The organism is Methanobacterium lacus (genome assembly GCF_000191585.1).
GTDB classification, from domain to species: Archaea; Methanobacteriota; Methanobacteria; order Methanobacteriales; family Methanobacteriaceae; genus Methanobacterium_B; species Methanobacterium_B lacus.
The window spans coordinates 1,794,361-1,811,981 of the sequence record NC_015216.1; the positions used below are offsets into that span (position 1 = coordinate 1,794,361).

Annotated in this window: 13 protein-coding genes; 3 read left to right on the forward strand and 10 right to left on the reverse strand. The window is 37.8% G+C overall.

What is annotated here, in order from left to right; translation table 11 throughout:
* Window positions 1-60: 60 nt before the first annotated feature.
* Window positions 61-3,858 carry a PAS domain S-box protein gene (locus METBO_RS13065; protein ID WP_013645329.1) on the reverse strand — a complete coding sequence of 1,266 codons (3,798 nt, stop codon included), beginning with the start codon at window positions 3,856-3,858 and terminating at the stop codon, window positions 61-63.
* Window positions 3,859-3,973: 115 nt separating this feature from the next.
* Between METBO_RS13065 and METBO_RS08705 the strand changes: the two genes are divergently transcribed.
* Window positions 3,974-4,750: a class I SAM-dependent methyltransferase gene (locus tag METBO_RS08705; protein WP_013645330.1), complete on the forward strand. Its 777-nt coding sequence runs from the start codon at window positions 3,974-3,976 to the stop codon at window positions 4,748-4,750.
* Window positions 4,751-4,820: 70 nt separating this feature from the next.
* Here the strand turns inward: METBO_RS08705 and METBO_RS08710 are convergent, their stop codons facing one another.
* The 7 genes from METBO_RS08710 to METBO_RS08740 all read right to left on the reverse strand — a co-directional run bounded on the left by METBO_RS08710 (window position 4,821) and on the right by METBO_RS08740 (window position 13,544).
* The gene (locus METBO_RS08710) at window positions 4,821-5,225 is read right to left on the reverse strand and encodes a hypothetical protein (RefSeq protein ID WP_013645331.1); all 405 of its coding nucleotides are present in this window, start codon (window positions 5,223-5,225) and stop codon (window positions 4,821-4,823) included.
* Between the two features lie 145 nt (window positions 5,226-5,370).
* Window positions 5,371-7,326 (reverse strand): DUF4118 domain-containing protein, encoded by a 1,956-nt coding sequence (locus METBO_RS08715; RefSeq protein ID WP_013645332.1) that lies wholly within the window; start codon window positions 7,324-7,326, stop codon window positions 5,371-5,373.
* Window positions 7,327-7,396: 70 nt separating this feature from the next.
* Window positions 7,397-7,969 carry a potassium-transporting ATPase subunit KdpC gene (gene kdpC, locus METBO_RS08720; RefSeq protein ID WP_013645333.1) on the reverse strand — a complete coding sequence of 191 codons (573 nt, stop codon included), beginning with the start codon at window positions 7,967-7,969 and terminating at the stop codon, window positions 7,397-7,399.
* Entirely contained in the window at window positions 7,969-10,017 is a 2,049-nt protein-coding gene (kdpB, locus tag METBO_RS08725) for a potassium-transporting ATPase subunit KdpB (RefSeq protein WP_013645334.1), read from the reverse strand. The genes kdpC and kdpB overlap by 1 nt, the downstream gene beginning before the upstream one ends.
* Window positions 10,018-10,030: 13 nt before the next feature.
* On the reverse strand, window positions 10,031-11,734 hold the full coding sequence (kdpA, locus tag METBO_RS08730) for a potassium-transporting ATPase subunit KdpA (protein WP_013645335.1): 1,704 nt from the start codon (window positions 11,732-11,734) through the stop codon (window positions 10,031-10,033).
* A gap of 685 nt (window positions 11,735-12,419) precedes the next feature.
* Window positions 12,420-12,776 carry a VOC family protein gene (locus tag METBO_RS08735; RefSeq protein WP_013645336.1) on the reverse strand — a complete coding sequence of 119 codons (357 nt, stop codon included), beginning with the start codon at window positions 12,774-12,776 and terminating at the stop codon, window positions 12,420-12,422.
* A gap of 69 nt (window positions 12,777-12,845) precedes the next feature.
* The gene (locus METBO_RS08740) at window positions 12,846-13,544 is read right to left on the reverse strand and encodes a DUF169 domain-containing protein (protein ID WP_013645337.1); all 699 of its coding nucleotides are present in this window, start codon (window positions 13,542-13,544) and stop codon (window positions 12,846-12,848) included.
* A gap of 301 nt (window positions 13,545-13,845) precedes the next feature.
* Between METBO_RS08740 and METBO_RS08745 the strand changes: the two genes are divergently transcribed.
* Window positions 13,846-14,298, forward strand: a complete 453-nt coding sequence (locus METBO_RS08745; RefSeq protein ID WP_013645338.1) for a universal stress protein — start codon at window positions 13,846-13,848, stop codon at window positions 14,296-14,298.
* 141 nt (window positions 14,299-14,439) lie between these two features.
* Window positions 14,440-16,131 (forward strand): MFS transporter, encoded by a 1,692-nt coding sequence (locus METBO_RS08750; RefSeq protein WP_013645339.1) that lies wholly within the window; start codon window positions 14,440-14,442, stop codon window positions 16,129-16,131.
* 135 nt (window positions 16,132-16,266) lie between these two features.
* Here METBO_RS08750 and METBO_RS08755 read toward each other — a convergent pair whose 3' ends face one another.
* Window positions 16,267-16,536, reverse strand: coding sequence for a hypothetical protein (locus tag METBO_RS08755; RefSeq protein WP_013645340.1), 270 nt, complete (start codon window positions 16,534-16,536; stop codon window positions 16,267-16,269).
* Window positions 16,537-16,596: 60 nt separating this feature from the next.
* Entirely contained in the window at window positions 16,597-17,610 is a 1,014-nt protein-coding gene (locus METBO_RS08760; protein WP_013645341.1) for a zinc ribbon domain-containing protein, read from the reverse strand.
* Window positions 17,611-17,621: the final 11 nt, after the last annotated feature.

Here is a 17,621-nt window from a genome sequence, read left to right on the forward strand (position 1 = left end):
CATTGATTGCTTTATATTTATTCTAAGGATTGTCATACTAAAATCCAGATGTAAACCTAATTAGCCGCGAAATGCTATTCTTTCCTTGTAGTCCTGTTCTTTAAATTCTATACTAAATTTTGTTCCTTGATCTGTGTTGAGTTCTATTTTTCCGTCGATTTGATCCACTAAATTGTTGACTAACTGTAATCCCAAGGAATCGGTATTTCGGAAATCTAATGATTCAGGGAATCCCACACCACTATCAGATATTGTCAATACGTAGTTTTCTCTTGATTTTTTGAGGCATAGACAGATAGTTCCTGTGGCACCATTTGGAAATGCGTACTTCAGGCTGTTGGATATGAGTTCGTTGATAATGAGTCCACATGGTATTGCTGTTTCTATGTTTAAATTCACCTCATCCACATGGACAACAGGTTTTATTCTGTCTTTATTAATGTTGCAGGAATAGAATATGTCTGATACAAGCTTTACAATGTACTCGTCGAACCTTATCTGTGTGAAATCATTGGAACTGTACAGTTTCTCATGGATCATGGCCATGGTTTTAACCCGCCCCTGACTCTCCCTCAGAACATTTTGAGTTTCGTCTTCATCAACGTACTGGGTTTGAAGACTCAGCAGGCTGGAAACTATCTGCATGTTGTTTTTTACCCTGTGATGTATTTCTTTAAGAAGAATATCCTTCTCTTTCAGGGAGGCTTGAAGATCCTTTTCTGCATTTTTTAGTTCTGTTATGTCTAAAATTGATGCTAATTCCTTTTCAGTTCCAGGAATACGTGCTATTGTAACAAAAATATCCTTAACATTTCCAGCTTTGTTGATTAGTTTTGTTTCGTACTTCTTGGGAGCAGATTCTGATTTCATCCTCATTTCAAAATAGTTCTTAAGTCTATTCAAATCAGTTTTAGCCACAAAATCTGTCCATTTTTTCTTGTTTTCAATTTCATCCTTAGCATAACCTGATAAATTTGCGGCTTCTGTATTCAGTTCAGAAATGGTTTTATCCTTCTCAATTATGACAGTTGCAGTTCCTGTGTTCTCAAACATGGTCCTGTAATAAATTTCGGATTCCTTAATCTTTTCTTCATCAATTATACGGCGTGTTACATCTGTAATAAATCCTTCCAACCACATTAACTCATTCTTATCTGAAAATATACCCATTCCTTGTTCCCATACATATTTTGTACTACGATCCTTGGTGCATATTCTGTAGATCATCTTGAACTGTTCGTTCTTATCCAGGGCTTTTTGTATGGTGTCCCAAACCCGTTCCCTATCATCGGGGTGAATTATTTCGTTGTACGATACTTCTTTGTTCTCGATGAGATCTTCAGCATGATACCCTGTTAAACTGTAACAACCCCCACTCACAAATTCCATGGTCCATCTTGAGTCATTTTTACATCTGTATGCAACTCCTGGAAGGTTGCTTATTAAAGTCTCAAAAACTCTTTGATTTTCTTTTAATGCTTCTTCCTTCTTCTTAAGTTCAGTTATGTCGGTTGCAATTATTAGGTAGTATATTGGAACGTTGTTTCTTTTGATTATGGTTAGCACTGTTTTGACCCAATGAATTTCTCCCTCCAAATCAATAACTCTGGATTCGTAGGGAGCGAGTTTTCCATCTTCAAGTAGCTTTGAAAACTTCGCCATGTGCATAGATTCATCCTGAGTTGGACATATATTAAGGTCATTGAAACGTTTTCCCACCAGCTTTTCCTTTGAAATACCTGAAAACTGTTCTGTTGCAGAGTTAACATCCAATATTTTTCCATCAAGCCCCAAAACCAGAGTGTAATCTGGATCCAATTGGAAAAGTGTTTTGTATCGTTCTTCACTCTTTTGAAGTGTTTCTTCCATTTCCTTTCGTTCTTGAATTGGATGGGCTGTCAACACAATACCGTTAATTCCATCAACATTCTTCATGTTCTGGCTTACAGATTCCACAGGAAGATATTCTCCATTCGATTTCCTGATCCGGTATTCACTGAACAATACTTTATTACGGGTTTTGCTCACTTCCTCAAGATGTTCCTTGAATATTCCAACATCCTCGTGGTGGATAAAATCACTGGGATCTTTACCAGTTAAAAATTCATTGGAGTAACCTAAAATACGTTCAGATGTGGGGTAGCTGAAGGTTATGCGTCTTTCACTGTTTACTATTATGAAGAGATCAGCTGAATTGTTGATGATGGAATGAAATCTATCCTCAACCTGTTTACGGTCTGTTATGTCCATAAACATGCCACTTATAACATCTCCATCCAAACTTGCACTGCTTAAAACATGAACTGTTTGACCGTCCTTTCGAATATTTTCCCTTTCACATCGGCTAATTCTTCCCTTTTTATTTAATACCTCTAAAAATTCACGGCGATCATCCTTGTTTTTATAGACATCGATGATGTTGTGGTTTTTCAGTTCTTCAACACTGTCGTAATTGAATAAGTTGGCAACACTTTGGTTTGCAAATAGAATTTCACCCTTCACATTGGTTTTGTATATTCCGATGAGGGAGTTGTCAACCAGATCCCTGTACTGTTTCTCACTATCCTTCAGTGCTATTTCTGCTAACCTTCTTTCATTTTCTGTATCAATAACTTTAATTGCGAAGGATATATCCAATCCTATCTTGCTTATGAGATCAATTTCTTCTTCAAGGTAATAATTGGGCTTGGAAGAGTAGATATTTATGACTCCAATGATCTTTCCCTCAACTTTAAGTGGGAGGGAAATTAATGAATAATAACCACGATTAATAGCTTCTTCTCGCCATTCTCGGTTCTTAAATGAATCAACATTTCCCATAACACCTAAACTTCCATTTTTGAACTTTTTAAGCCAAAGTTCCTGCAAAATGGGGTCTTTGTAAAGGTTGAGGGGAATTTTTTTCAGATACCCTGATTCATTGCCAGCGTAGGCCACAGGTTTGATGTCGCCTGTTTCATAATCAAGAAGTCCTACCCATGCCATTTCAAAATTTCCATACTCAATAAAAACATCACAAACCGTTTGAAACAGTTTATCTTTATCTTTAATTCGTAAAATTGATTGATTTATTTGACTGATGGTTGAATGGAGATGGTTAATTTCTTTTATCTTTTCTTCATACATTCTTACTTCAGTCATGTCTTGTAAAAAGCAGTGTGTCTGTTTAACAGAATTTGATTCATCGTATCCAATTTTGGCGTCGTAGGAAACAATGATGTGTGAACCTCCATTTCTTTTCAGTTGGACTTCTGCTTTGTGAATTTCACCAGCACACTGGAACTCTGTGAAATTTTTTTCAAAATGTTCTACTGTGTTGGATGTCATGAACTCTGTGATATTCTTTCCAGTTACTTCTTCCTTGGAATATCCTAAAACATTCAAAAATGCAGTGTTAACATCTAAAATGTTCCCTTCAGGGTCCAGTGAGTGGTAGGGAATGGGACTATTTTTAAAAAGTAGATGAGTGTTGTTTGCAACATCTGTGAGTTTCTTTTCAGTTTCGTGTTTGTAAACTAAAAATTCAACGGAGTACTTAAGTTCTGTTGGAGTGAAGGGTCTTTCCAGTTGATCATGAAGTTGTTTGAGATTGAGTTGATCTATTTCAAATTCTTCAGACGATTCAGTTATGAAAATTACTGGAGTATTCAATTCATTAAATATTAGTTTTAGTTCATCATAATTTTTTGTTGAGGCTAACTCCACCACAACCAAGTCATGGTTGATGTCTTGGGCACATAATTCTTCAAAATTTGATGTCAGGGTTGACACTTCAAAGCCCAAAGAGTTCAAAATATTAACTGTATCAGTGTTTTCTGATACTTTATCCTCAATTATAAGTATTTTTATGTGTGACATCTACTTCCAACCCCCGATATTATATGGAATCGATTATAATTAATATCTATTTAATCAATCTTACTTAGAAAAATTTATAATATCCCATATAATTTTGGGAGGATGGTTTATTTAAATGGATGAAATTGAAGAAAATTTGACCAAAAAAGAAGCAAATTATGGAAACTGGGTTCCAAGCAAATACGTTTACATCCCAGGACTCCTCGGAATGTTGTTTGTTGTTGTTTCCTACTTTTACTACCCAGTGATAGTGTTGGCCCTCATATTCCTCATGGTAACCATGTACACTTCCTATGCAAGGGCACAGTTTGCACCCGAAGGTGGTGATCTACAGGCTAAAATACAAAACCTGGTGCTTGATGAATTAAAATGGGATGGTAATGGGAAATTATTAGATATTGGCTGCGGTAATGCTCCTTTAACCATCAAAGCACTTAAAAAATATCCCAACGCCCATGCAACTGGAATTGATTATTGGGGAGGAATGTGGGAGTTTTCGAAGGAAGCCTGTGAAACTAATGCTGAAATTGAAGGAGTTACAAACAGAGCAACCTTTCTCAAGGCATCAGCATCTGATCTTCCATTTGAAGATGAATCCTTCGATGCAGCCATGAGTAACATGGTCTTTCATGAGGTTAAAGACCGTGCAGATAAGAAAATGGTGATGAAAGAAGCTCTAAGGGTTGTGAAAAAGGGAGGAGTATTCTCGTTCCAGGATCTATTCGAGGAAAAGAAGATCTACGGAAATATTGATGATCTGCTGGACACCATACTGGATTGGGGAGTTGAAGAGGTGAACTTCATCCACACAAGTGACTATGAATTTATTCCCAAATCATTAAAGCTTCCTTTCATGGTTGGAAACATAGGCATCATACATGGAAGAAAATAAAAAAAAATAGATTGTTTTACAGTGACAAAAAGTCTACTGTATAACTATCACATCCATAATTATTCTTTTACTAGTTCTGTCCAGTGTTAATCTTAAGAGAATTTAAGAAAGACTGAATATCCGGGTTGTTGGTAATGGATTGAATGTTCAGGTTGTTTATGAAGGACTGAACATCAGTGTTGTTCATCAAATCATTTAGATATGCCTGAATATCCATGTTTTGAAGGTTGGAATTAACTGTGGATTCAATATTGGACGTGTTAACGTAGTTTCCAAACTTGGCCTGAAGATTTTCAGTATCAATGAATCCATTAACATCCCCTTGTATGGTGCTAAACCAATTGTTGATGGTGCCATAAATGTCTGTGTTGTTCCCAAATCCCTGGATATTTGTTCCACTTCCAGAATCAGCTGCAAAAACTGGGCTTAAAAACATCAATATAGTGCAGAGGGATATTAATATCAATTTATTCATAAATAATCACCTCATCTTAATTTTAATATTAAATATTTGAGATTTTTTTCAGTTCTTTTTAGACACAGTATCAATTTTATTTGCAGTATATTATAAATAATGAACACCTGAATTAGACCCCAATCCCAGAATAAAATACTGGTTGTTAAGTTTGGATTGAATTTGAAAGTGCCAACGCAACAACCCTTGCAAAAGCTTCAACAAGATGCTTTTGTTCATTTCCCATGGGACCCTTAGGTGCTATTGCAATCACTCCAATTGTGGTGTTTTGAACTCCTAGAGGTACTTGATACCATCTTGATGATGAAAGGGTATCAGTTCCATAACCAGCAGATTTGTCCTGTTTAAACACCCAATTCGAAACTCCCATATCATTATCATTAAAATCAGAATCTTCGGAATTCATATAAGTTACCAATCTACCCTCTTCATCTGGTAACATTATTAAAACATCAGAGTTAAAGGTTTCTGAAATGTATTTTGTACTCCTGTCAACAATATCATTTAGATCCTGTGAAGACAAAAGGTCCTTACTAAAATCATACAATGCTGAAATAAATTTTTCCCGCTGCCTCGTTACTCTGACCTGATTTCGTACAGAATCTGCCAACAAACTTGTGATAATTCCAACAATTAATAGAACCAAAAATGTTGGAATAAACCTCACATCCGCAACACTCAAAGAGTAATATGGCAGCACAAAAAAGAAATCAAAGGAAATAACTGCCAGAATCGACGCAAGAATACCTGCCTTTCTACCGTAGATGAGACTCGTAAAAACCACAGGTATTATGAAGATCATGGGAATGTTGATTGCTTCGATGAATGGCCTAATTAAGTAACACAAAAATACTGTAAAGGATATACTTAGAAAACTGAATAAATATGGTTTTATATTTCTTCCATAGGGTTTAAAATCCATGGAGTTAACGGTGTCAGTAACTTCTGTCTCTTGTTTTTCATTTTCCACAACCAAAACTTGGGCATCGCTTTTTTGTATTACCTGGTTAATTATAGAACCTTCTATGAGTTCCTTTAGTCTTGATCTTCTAGAATGGCCCATCATGATCAAAGTTATGTTTTCTGAATCTGCAAACTTGGTAATTTCATCAGATATTGAGCCTGTGAGTCGGAATACTTTTCCATCTAGTTTTTCAGCCAACTGCAAATTGATTTCAAGTTTACGAAGCTCATCTGGAGATTGTCTTATTTTGTAGGAGGGTTCAACATATACTGCGAACCATTCTGCATTGAACCTATCAGAAAACCTGTGGGCAATTCTTATCAACCTTCTTGAGGAATTGTTCGGACTGATACATGCCATTATTTTGTTACTTGTCTCCCATGGACCCAAAATATTTTCCTTTTTCAAGTAGTGATCCATATCGTAGTCTACATGAACAGTTGCATATCTAAGCGCCATCTCCCTCAAGGCCACAAGATTCCTTTTTGTAAAAAATTTATTCATGGCGTCCTTGGCCTTTTCAGGGATGTAAACCTTACCATCCTTTAGACGATCTATCAATTCATCAATGGGTAAGTCAACAAGCTCAATTTTATCTGCCAAATCTATAATTTTATCTGGAACAGTTTCTTTAACTTTCACTCCGGTTATTTGATACACAATGTCATTGATACTTTCGATGTGTTGGATGTTTAAGGTGGAATATACGTTGATACCTGCTTTTAATAATTCTTCAACATCCTGGTAACGTTTGAGATTACGAGATCCCGGTACATTGGTGTGGGCAAGTTCATCAACAAGGACAAATTCTGGCCGGACATCTAAAATTTTGTCGATATCCAATTCACCAATTGTTATACCGTTGTATTCAATTTCTTTTTTATGGATGATATTCAGTCCTTGCAACAGTTTCTCTGTGTCTGCCCTCCCATGTGTTTCAACTACACCTGCCACTACATCGTAACCCTTCTGACACAAAAATCCTGCCTCAGAAAGCATTCGATATGTTTTCCCCACTCCTGCCACGTAACCCAAAAATATTTTTAGATGACCTTTTTTACTCTTATTACTCCTTTCTTCTTCTTTTATTTTTCTTAGAAGTTCATCAGGGTCCGGTCTTGAATATTGTGGTTTCATTATTTCCTACCTATGGTTGAAATGTATATATTTTAAGTTTTAAATACTAAAAATGGAAATTGGATCCATTTTACTGGATCCTATCGAGGCCTATATTCAGTTTAAGCACGTTCACAACTGGTTGGCCTATCCATGGAAATTGCGTTTCCTCAGTGTTATTTATAAGTTCCATTACAACTGTTTCACTGATATTTCTCTGTTTCGCTATTCTTGGAACCTGAATAATAGCAGACTGTACGCTGATGTATCTGTCCAAACCGCTTCCACTTGCAAGCACCATATCAGAAGGTATAGTTGCATTGGATGATAGGCTGTTGTTGGCCCGTATACTTGTCAGACTCTGGTTTACCCTGTCAATTAATTTCTGGTTGGTTGGCCCATAATTTGAACCTCCAGATGTGCTTGCATTGTACTCAACTGCAGAAGGTCTTCCCTGGAAGTACTGCGAACCTTCAAAATCTTGTCCAATGAGTTCTGACCCCACAACAGTTCCATTTATTTTTATCATTTCTCCATTGGCCTGAAATGGGAATACAACCTGAGATATTCCAGTTATCACTAGGGGATAGATGAGTCCCAGGACCACTGCTAATACTGCAAAGAGTAAAACTGCCCTTTTTATTTCACCCATAATTTCACCCATTAGATCACCCCCAAAAAGGATATTATCATGTCTATCAGTTTTATTCCGATAAATGGCAGTGCAAGTCCACCCAATCCATAAATTAGGATGTTGGTTCCCAGAAGCTTTGTTACAGATGATGCTGGCCTGTACTTAACACCCCTTAGTGATAGTGGTATCAAAAGAGGGATTATTAAAGCGTTGAAGATAACGGCCGAAAGTACTGCGCTTCCAGGTGTTGAAAGGTGCATTATGTTTAGCACGTTAAGTTCAGGATAGGTAACAGCGAAGAGTGCAGGTATTATTGCGAAGTACTTGGCAACGTCTGTGGCTATGCTGAATGTAGTTAATGCACCTCTTGTTATGAGTATTTCCTTTCCTATTTCAACTATGTCTAGAAGTTTTGCAGGTGAAGAATCCAGATCCACCATGTTAGCTGCTTCCCTAGCTGCTGCTGTACCTGCGCTCATTGCTACTGCCACATCTGCCTGTGCAAGTGCTGGTGCATCGTTGGTACCATCTCCTATCATTGCCACCAGGTGCTGTGTTTCACCACTTTGATACTTTCTGATCATTTCCAGTTTGGTTTCTGGTCTAGCCTCTGCAACAAAATCATCAACCCCTGCTTCAGCTGCAATTGATGCAGCAGTAAGTGGGTTGTCCCCTGTTATCATCACAGATTGAATTCCCATCCTTCTTAACTGCATCAGTCGGTTTTTTATACCTTTTTTTACAACGTCCTTCAACCTTATGACACCGTAAATTTTACTACAGTCTGCCACTACAAGTGGCGTATCTCCGCTTCTTGAAATTTCTTCAACTATGGATTTAACATCATCAGGAACTATTGATTCACAGCTTTTTACAAATTCTTGCACAGAATCTGATGCTCCCTTACGTATTTTGTTTGGTCCATAGTCTATTCCACTCATACGGGTTTCTGGTGTGAATGGTATGAAAGTTGAGTCATCTGGCGCCCTAATATCTTGACCCCTTATTCCCAGCTCTTTTTTAGCCAGAACCACTATACTCCTTCCCTCTGGTGTTTCATCAGCAAGCGAAGAGAGTATTGAGGCTTCTATCAGATCATTCATCTTTACACCATCAACTGGAATGAACTCTGAAGCTTTTCGGCTTCCTAATGTTATTGTACCAGTTTTATCCAATAGAACTGCACTCACATCACCAGATGCTTCAACTGCACGTCCACTTAATGCAATTACATTATGCTGTAAAAGCCTGTCCATTCCTGCTATTCCAATTGCTGGTAATAACCCTCCTATGGTTGTTGGCATTAGACATACCAGGAGTGCTATGAGTATGGGTATGCTAATAGTTACACCCATGAAGTTGGAAAATGCTGTGATGGTCACAACAACCACGATGAACAGTGCTGTTAAACCCATCAAAAGAATTTCAAGTGCTTTTTCATTGGGTGTTTTTTCTCGTTTAGCACTTTCAACCATGTTTATCATGCTGTCGAGGAAGGTTTCCCCGGGATCAACTGTGATCCTGATCTTTATCTCTCCGGATAATAATTTAGTTCCTCCTGTCACTCCACTTATATCTCCACCTGACTCCCTTATGACTGGTGCTGATTCACCTGTAATGGCTGATTCATCAACCAGCCCTGTTCCCTTTACGATGTCTCCATCGCTTGGTATTATTTCACCTTCTTTTACCAACACCATGTCCTGTTTTTTTAGGGACAGTGCAGGAACGCTGGTAATTTCACCATCATTTCCCAATTTATTTGCAAATGCCTCGGTTCTTGTTGTTTTCAAGGATTTTGCACGGGCTTTGCCCCTTATTTCAGCTAGTGACTCTGCAAAGTTTGCGAAGATCACTGTGAACCACAGCCAGATACTTATCTGAATGTTGAAGAGGAAGTTACCACCGTATACCAAGTTGGTTATTCCTATTAGGGTTGTGATAATTGCTCCAATTTCCACAACTAGTATAACGGGATTCTTTATCAATGTAAGGGGGTTTAGGCGTTTTAATGAACCTTTAAATGCTTCTAATAATGTTTTTACTTCAAAGATACTCGTTGTTTTTTCGTTTTTCATCTTCTAACACCCCCTAAAATGTCATTCCTCCCTGTAGGAATAGTTGTTCAAGTATTGGTCCTAGTGAGAATACTGGGAAGAATGTTAAGGCTCCAACTACCAGCACAACGCTTACCAGCATTATAACAAATAAGACATTGGTACTTGGAAAACTTGAGGCATCAACTGGTACCCTTCCTTTTTTGGCAAGTGCTCCTGCAATTGCCAGTGCAGGTATGATAACCACAAACCGTCCTATTAACATTCCTAGTCCGAGTGTTAAGTTGTAAAATACTGTGTTTGCACTCAGCCCAGCGAATGCTGATCCATTGTTTGCAAGGGCTGATGCGTAGGCGTAGAGAATTTCTGATATTCCATGGGCAGATGGATTGTTCAAACCAGTGAGGCCCTGAGGTAGTGAAATTGCAACTGCAGACAAGATCAGGATCATAATCGCAGGTGTTAATAGGGCTATAACCGCCATCACCATCTCATACGGCCCTAATTTTTTACCTAAAAATTCTGGTGTTCTGCCGATCATCAGGCCCGCAATGAACATGGTTAAAATAACATAGAAAAGCATTCCTATGAGACCCACTCCCAGTCCTCCGAAAATTACCTCTCCAACACCTAAATTAAACATGTAAACCAGTCCAGTTAGGGGCATGGTACTGTCATGCATGGAGTTTACACCACCGTTTGAAACCGCTGTTGTTGGTACTCCCCAGAGTATCGATTCAGTTACCCCGAATGAAAGTTCCTTGCCTTCTAAGTTTCCCCCAGATACTCCAAGTTTTTCAATTGTTGGGTTAGGTTGGGTTTCAGCCCAGTATGCAACTCCCATTCCACCTAAAAGGAGTATCATCATGGCAGCAAATATTGCCAGACCCTGTCTGAAATTTCTTATGATGTATCCAAATGCAAATACAAGGGACATGGGTATAAGTAGAATGGCAAAGGTTTCAAGGATGTTGGTAAATCCATTGGGATTTTCAAATGGATGGGCACTGTTTGCATTGAAATAGCCACCTCCATTGGAACCTATCATTTTAATAGCTTCCTGAGATGCCACAGGTCCAAGTGCAATTGTTTGGTTTATTCCCTCTAATGTATGGGCAGTTACATAGGGCCCAACAGTTTGGACTACACCTTGGGATGCAAAAACCAGTGCAAAGATCACAGCAAGGGGTAGAAGGATATAAAGTGCTGTTCTTGTGATATCAACCCAGAAGTTACCGATTGTATCGGAATTTTTCCTTGTGAATCCCCTAATAAGAGCAAGTAGAGTAGCAACTCCCACAGATGCCGATAGGAAATTTTGTAGTGTCATACCCAACATCTGGGTCAGGTAACTCATTGTTGATTCACCCACATATGACTGCCAGTTGGTGTTAGTTGTAAACGAAATAGCTGTATTTAATGCAGTATCCCATCTAACAGCCGGCATTCCAGCAGGGTTGAGTGGTAAGTAGTTTTGAATTAATTGTAAAGTAAAAAGAAAAATTATTCCCAGTATATTGAAAATTAATAATGCAATAGCGTATGTCTTCCATGACATCTCACTGTTCTCGTCTATTGAACAGATTCTGTAGATGAATTTTTCAACAGGTCTTATTACTGGGGTGATGAATGTTTTTTCACCGGTTAAAACCCTTGAAATATATTTTCCCACAGGTACTGCTGCTAATGAAACTATGATGAAGAACAGTATGATTAGAATTATTTCATCTAGAGACATAGCCATCCCTCACATTGATCTGGTTGATCAGATTCTATTTCTTCTTCATTTTCTTCGTTCACCATCATTTAATCCACCTCAAATATATTTTAATACTTTCAAATCTTTTTTAAAAAATTTCTAAAAGTTTTTTTCAAGTACTTTCCAGGAAGTCGACGAATTTTTTTTAATTGGTTCAATGATGATCGAACTTGGGACTTCTAAGAATGGACAATTCCAATTTTAGACATTAAATAAATTATCACGAGAATTTTATCATATAACTGTTTCAAATCCTTTTAAACCCCCATTATGTTTATGTGAGAGTCGGAAGTTTTTATAAAAAACTTCCGGCGCCTTTTAATTACCCACCAACTTCTGCAATATGAATATTTTACTATTTAAATTTTGTGTTGAACCCATATTAATATATAACTTTAAATAGTCCCAATCATCAAAATTAAAGCCTTAATATGCTTAATATGGACATTACAGGAGTTTTATAACATTAATAGGAATTTCAAAAAGCCTTTTTTCAAAGGATTAGCTCTGGGCAAGTTATGGTTAAATTTACCCATTACCCATATAAAAACTCAAATATAACGATTCTCAATTATAACTGTGTTATATTGGTTGAATTCTAGTTTTAAGATTAAAAACCAAGCAGATGATTTAAAAAAGAAAAATAAGTATAGAATTTATTTTTTCAATGCTGGATGAGTTCGATCTCCACACCGTTTGGATCCTTTAAAAATGCTAGTTTGGCACCGTCTCCAACTTCTAATGGTCCTCTTGTAAATTCAGCACCTTTATCTATTAACTCTGCTGCAGTTTTGTCCATATCTTCAACTTCCATTCCAATTAGGAAAATACCTGGTGTTTGTGGTTCATTCTTATTTTCTATGAGTTCCACCATTGCATCACCTTCGTTTGCAAGGAAGGTTATATTAAAACCAGGGTATGGATTCAATGTATGATCAACGTTAAATCCCATTACTTCGGTGTAAAACTTCACAGATTCTTCCATGTCTGACACTGCTATGGTTGCATATTTGACCTTCATAAATTAACATCTCCTACATTTTTTTGGAATAGAAATATTCTGTTTCTTAGAAATACTCCAGTATCAAATTTATAAATCATCTGGTAACAATACAGATGCATCCCCTGCTGAACATTTGGGAACTGCTTTAATTAGATTGTCCATTCTCTCATATGGAATTGAAAGGAATAGAATATCTGGATCAAATTCCTGATGGTGTCTTGCTGTCCAGTCACCCATTGAAAGATTGGTGTTTCCTGTCATGAGACTGTAGGAAATTGATGTTTGACAGAGCGCCCCTATGATACGTTGATCAGGAGACAATCCATCCCAATAAGTGTCCAGTGTTACCAGCCGGCATGCTTGTTCAGGATTTACTAAAAATAAAACCACATCAGGACGTTTTTCTGCCAGACTCAAAGGACAGATAATTATCCTGTCTGACAGCCCAGTTGGTGGTTCTACACTCAACTTCTGCATTCTCTCAAAGGATACTATGGAACTGGTAAGTTTTTCTCCACGGGTTAAGAAGTTTTGAAGTCTCCTCTTTTCATCCATGGTGGGTGTGCCAGAAAAGCCACAGTACCTACTTCCACCAGGACATGTGGATGTTTCTTTGTCTACGATGTAACAACCACCCTCAGATGCAAGTTTAATTGCCCTGCAAATGGGAGTCTTTTCATACTTTCCAGTTGAAACTTGGTCATTAGTAAAAATAACAGCTACAGGTTCATATTTAAGTTCCAATAAATTTTTAAATAATTCCGATTGTTTCTTAAGTTCCACCATACCATCTTCTATATTTTTTTAAATAGAATTTCAGTACTTCAAATGTTCCATTCACCAATGAATGATGATCTTATCATGTATGTATTGGTTTGAAAAATAATAAATATTTGTTTTTCGGAATTAATTCAACAATTGAAGATTTTAACGCCGTTAATGGTGAGATGGTCTGTAGAGTTAATTATACAACCACTAAGGGATCATATTCTTACAGACCTTTTATAAATCACAGCGTACATATACTATTTATTGAATTTTAATTTGAATATTTTTTTATTTACAAATTTTTTTAGGATCTAATACCATGTACAGTAAAATATTAATAACAACAGACGGTTCTGAAAATGCCGAAAAGGCAGCTAACCATGCATTGTGGATTGCAAATGAAAGCGATGCAGAAATTCTGGTTTTGAATGTTTTTGAATTATACAGCCCCACTCTGGTGGTTCCATTTTCAACCATTCCAGGTTCAAATCAAGATATGTACGAACCTCTAAAGAAAGAGGCGGAAAATATTTCAGCTAAATTTATTGAAAAGCTCAGATCTTCTGAAAACTTCAATGAAGAAACTGATATTACCATGGTTGTTCGTGATGGAAAACCATATCAGGAAATTCTCAAGACTGTGGAAGAGATGGATGTTGATCTGATAGTTATGGGTGCATCTGGAAGACATGGATTTGACAGAATTGCTCTGGGAAGTGTTACAGAACGTGTGGTTAGATCTGCCAAGGTTCCTGTCATGGTTGTACCTTAAAAAATTTTATTTAAATGGATTAAAGTTCTTTATTATTTTAATTAAATAGTTTAGGTGATTTCAAAGTGAATGGATACTTGTATAAAAAACGAATATTAAGATTAGACGAAAAAGATTATAAATTTTATTTGGGGGTATTAAATGGAGTATAAATGGATAGCCCTATCAAACGTGCTTATTGCTTCCCTAATGGGAATGGTAAACATGAGCATTGTTTTAATATCCCTGCCCGCAATTTTTAATGGGATACACATCGATCCCCTCAACTCTTTCCAGTACCTCTTGTGGATACTCATGGGTTACGGCCTTGTAACTGCAACATTACTTTTGAGTTTTGGTCGGCTTTCGGATATTTATGGGCGGGTTAAATTATTTAAGCTCGGATTTTTAGTGTTCACAGTTGCTTCGGTACTGCTGTACTTCACACCTTCCACAGGTAATGCAGGTGCACTTGAAATAATCATATTTAGGATTCTTCAAGCGATAGGTAGTGCACTTTTCATGGCAAATACTTCGGCAATCTTGACAGATGCTTTCCCTGTGACTGAAAGGGGTAAGGCACTTGGTCTCAACATGGTTGCACTCATGTCAGGACAATTCATAGGTTTGATACTTGGTGGTATTCTGGCAATGTACGACTGGAGATTTGTGTTCCTAGTCAGTGTACCATTTGGTATTGTTGGAACCATATGGTCAAGTTTAAAGCTTAAGGAAACCTCCATTAAATCTCCTAAAACTAAACTTGATATCTGGGGAAACGCGATATTTATTTTGGGTATCACACTTCTATTGGTTGGTGTAACCTACGGTCTTATGCCCTACAAAAACGATCCAATGGGATGGTCCAATCCATGGGTTGTACTGTCCGCTGTAGCAGGACTAATTTTCCTGATAATATTCCCATTTGTGGAGAGGCGTGTGGAGTATCCAATGTTCAACCTCAAACTCTTCAGGATAAAAATGTTTACCTTCGCAAATTCAGCGGCACTACTAAATGCCTTGGGCAGAGGTGGTATGATGTTCATGCTCATTCTCTTACTGCAGGGAATATGGCTTCCTTTAAATGGGTACAGCTACGAATCAACACCATTCTGGGCCGGTATTTACATGCTGCCCTTGACTGCCGGTGTGATCATCATGGGGCCAATATCCGGTTGGTTGTCAGATAAGTACGGTCCAAGATGGATCGCAACCTTTGGAATGGTTATTAACACCGTTGCATTTCTCATGTTAGCAGCACTGCCGTACAACTTCGATTACGCCTACTTCGCCTTTGCACTCCTGCTCATGGGTATTGGAAGTGGAATGTTCGGATCTCCAAACAGTGCATCAATTATGAACTCAGTACCTGCAAACGAGAGAGGTGTTGCATCTGGAATGATGACAACCGTCATGAACACGGCATTTACAGCCAGTATGGCAATGTTCTTTACCATAGTCATAGTTGGAATCACCCAGCGATACCCTGATGCTGTGATAGCATCTCTCACTGCCATAGGAGCTGTGAAATTAGCACCTTTACTAAACAGTATACCACCTACAGGGGCTCTTTTCTCAGCCTTCTTAGGGTACAATCCTATTGGAAGTATAATATCCAGTTTACCTCCTTCAGTGGCTGCGATGATACCTCCAGCAACCCAGACAACGTTGGAAGGAACAACATGGTTCCCTCAAACATTTGCAACTGCATTCATGCCATCGCTTAGAATTTCGTTCTACATTGGCGCAGCACTGTCCCTTGGTGCAGCAGTTCTCTCAGCACTTCGTGGTGAAAACTACATCCACGACGATGAACCAGAGATTATAAAAGCAGAAAAGGGTAGAGGCAAATAATAAACACGATTTAGGGATCATATTCCCTAAATATTTTCTATTTTTTTTAAAAACTACAAAGCCCTTTAAAAATAGTTACGCACAACAAATAAAATTGAATATTTAAAGTTGTAAATTCAAAAAAAGCATTCTTAACTATTCTTTAGGTTTTCTAAATCTTCCAATGAAACCCTTCTTTTCTTGGTCTGCACTTTCTTTCAATATTTTGGACTGATCATCAACTTTCTTGTCCATTTCATTGATCCTTTCTAGCATCTTCTGAAATGTTTTTTGATAGTCTTCTGCGTGGATAACCACCACCACATCGTCAGGTTTAAGATCATGGGATCCATCCAACAGCTTCACTGTTTCTGAATCATCCACCCTGCCTGTTGTAGACCGTAGGGGTTGTTTTTTGGTACTCATATTTTCATCATCCTTAATCAAGTTGGTTTAAAAAATAAATCTCATCTGTGATGATTTGTTTTACTGAAGTTTTGAAATTAAACCCTGAATTGCTGCCTTTAAAACGTTGCCGTAAATTGGAACTGTTCCTGATCTTCCGTTTATGGTGTAATTTATTGTATGTTTGTCTGTGCCTGTGAAGTATTCTGGTTTCTGTTTGTTTTCACGTTGAGATTCTATACCATCTTTGTAGGGCACTATTGCCATGATCTTCCGCAGATCTATGTTCACTGTTCTCTTGGTTCCAATGAATATGAGCCTTTTGTTTGTGAGTACGAGTTTACCATTATCTATGACCCTGATTTCTTCGTAGGATTCACTTCTTGCTGATGCTCCTCCCATCCTGAAGGAAACTCCCTTGGCCACCCTTATGGTTGGCCCACCATAGGCTGCATTTGTCTGTCTTACAGCTCGAGGTTCTTGGAGGTTAATATTTTCCATTATGATCGAGATCAATTCATCCTTCTTGAGTATGACTGGGCTTTGTCCAGAGTAATTAATTGGTATGCTCCCATTCTCCAGTCCCATCAAAAAATCGTTGGCATCCTTTTCCTTCTGTTTAGCAATTTCCTGTTTCTTTAATGCCTCTGCTTCCCTGTTGATTTTCTTCTGTTCCTCATCTGAAACACCACCTTCACTAATCCTGATCCACTCAGCTTCTGTGAGTGTTTGATGACCGTACCTTAGCCAAAGGGGTTGTGTTGTATCTGAAATTTCTGAGAATTTATATTTTTGACCCTTTATCTCAAAGCCGGCTCCGCAGTTGTTGCAGATGAGCATTTTCCTTGTTCCAAAGCCGAAGGTTCCTGAATGGATGGTTGGATGCATTGAACCAGTTTTACAGATTAAACAGTGCACAGCAGAATCTTCTGTTTCACCATCTTCATGGGTAGAATTTAGGGTATCTGATTCCAACCCACTGTCTTGATCTGGGTCTTCTGTAGGATCGTTCATTGACTCTGTAAGATGGGTTCCGCATTGATTGCAGAACCTGGCATCTGCTGGATTTTTGGCTCCGCAGTTTGGACAAAACATGGTTAAGACAT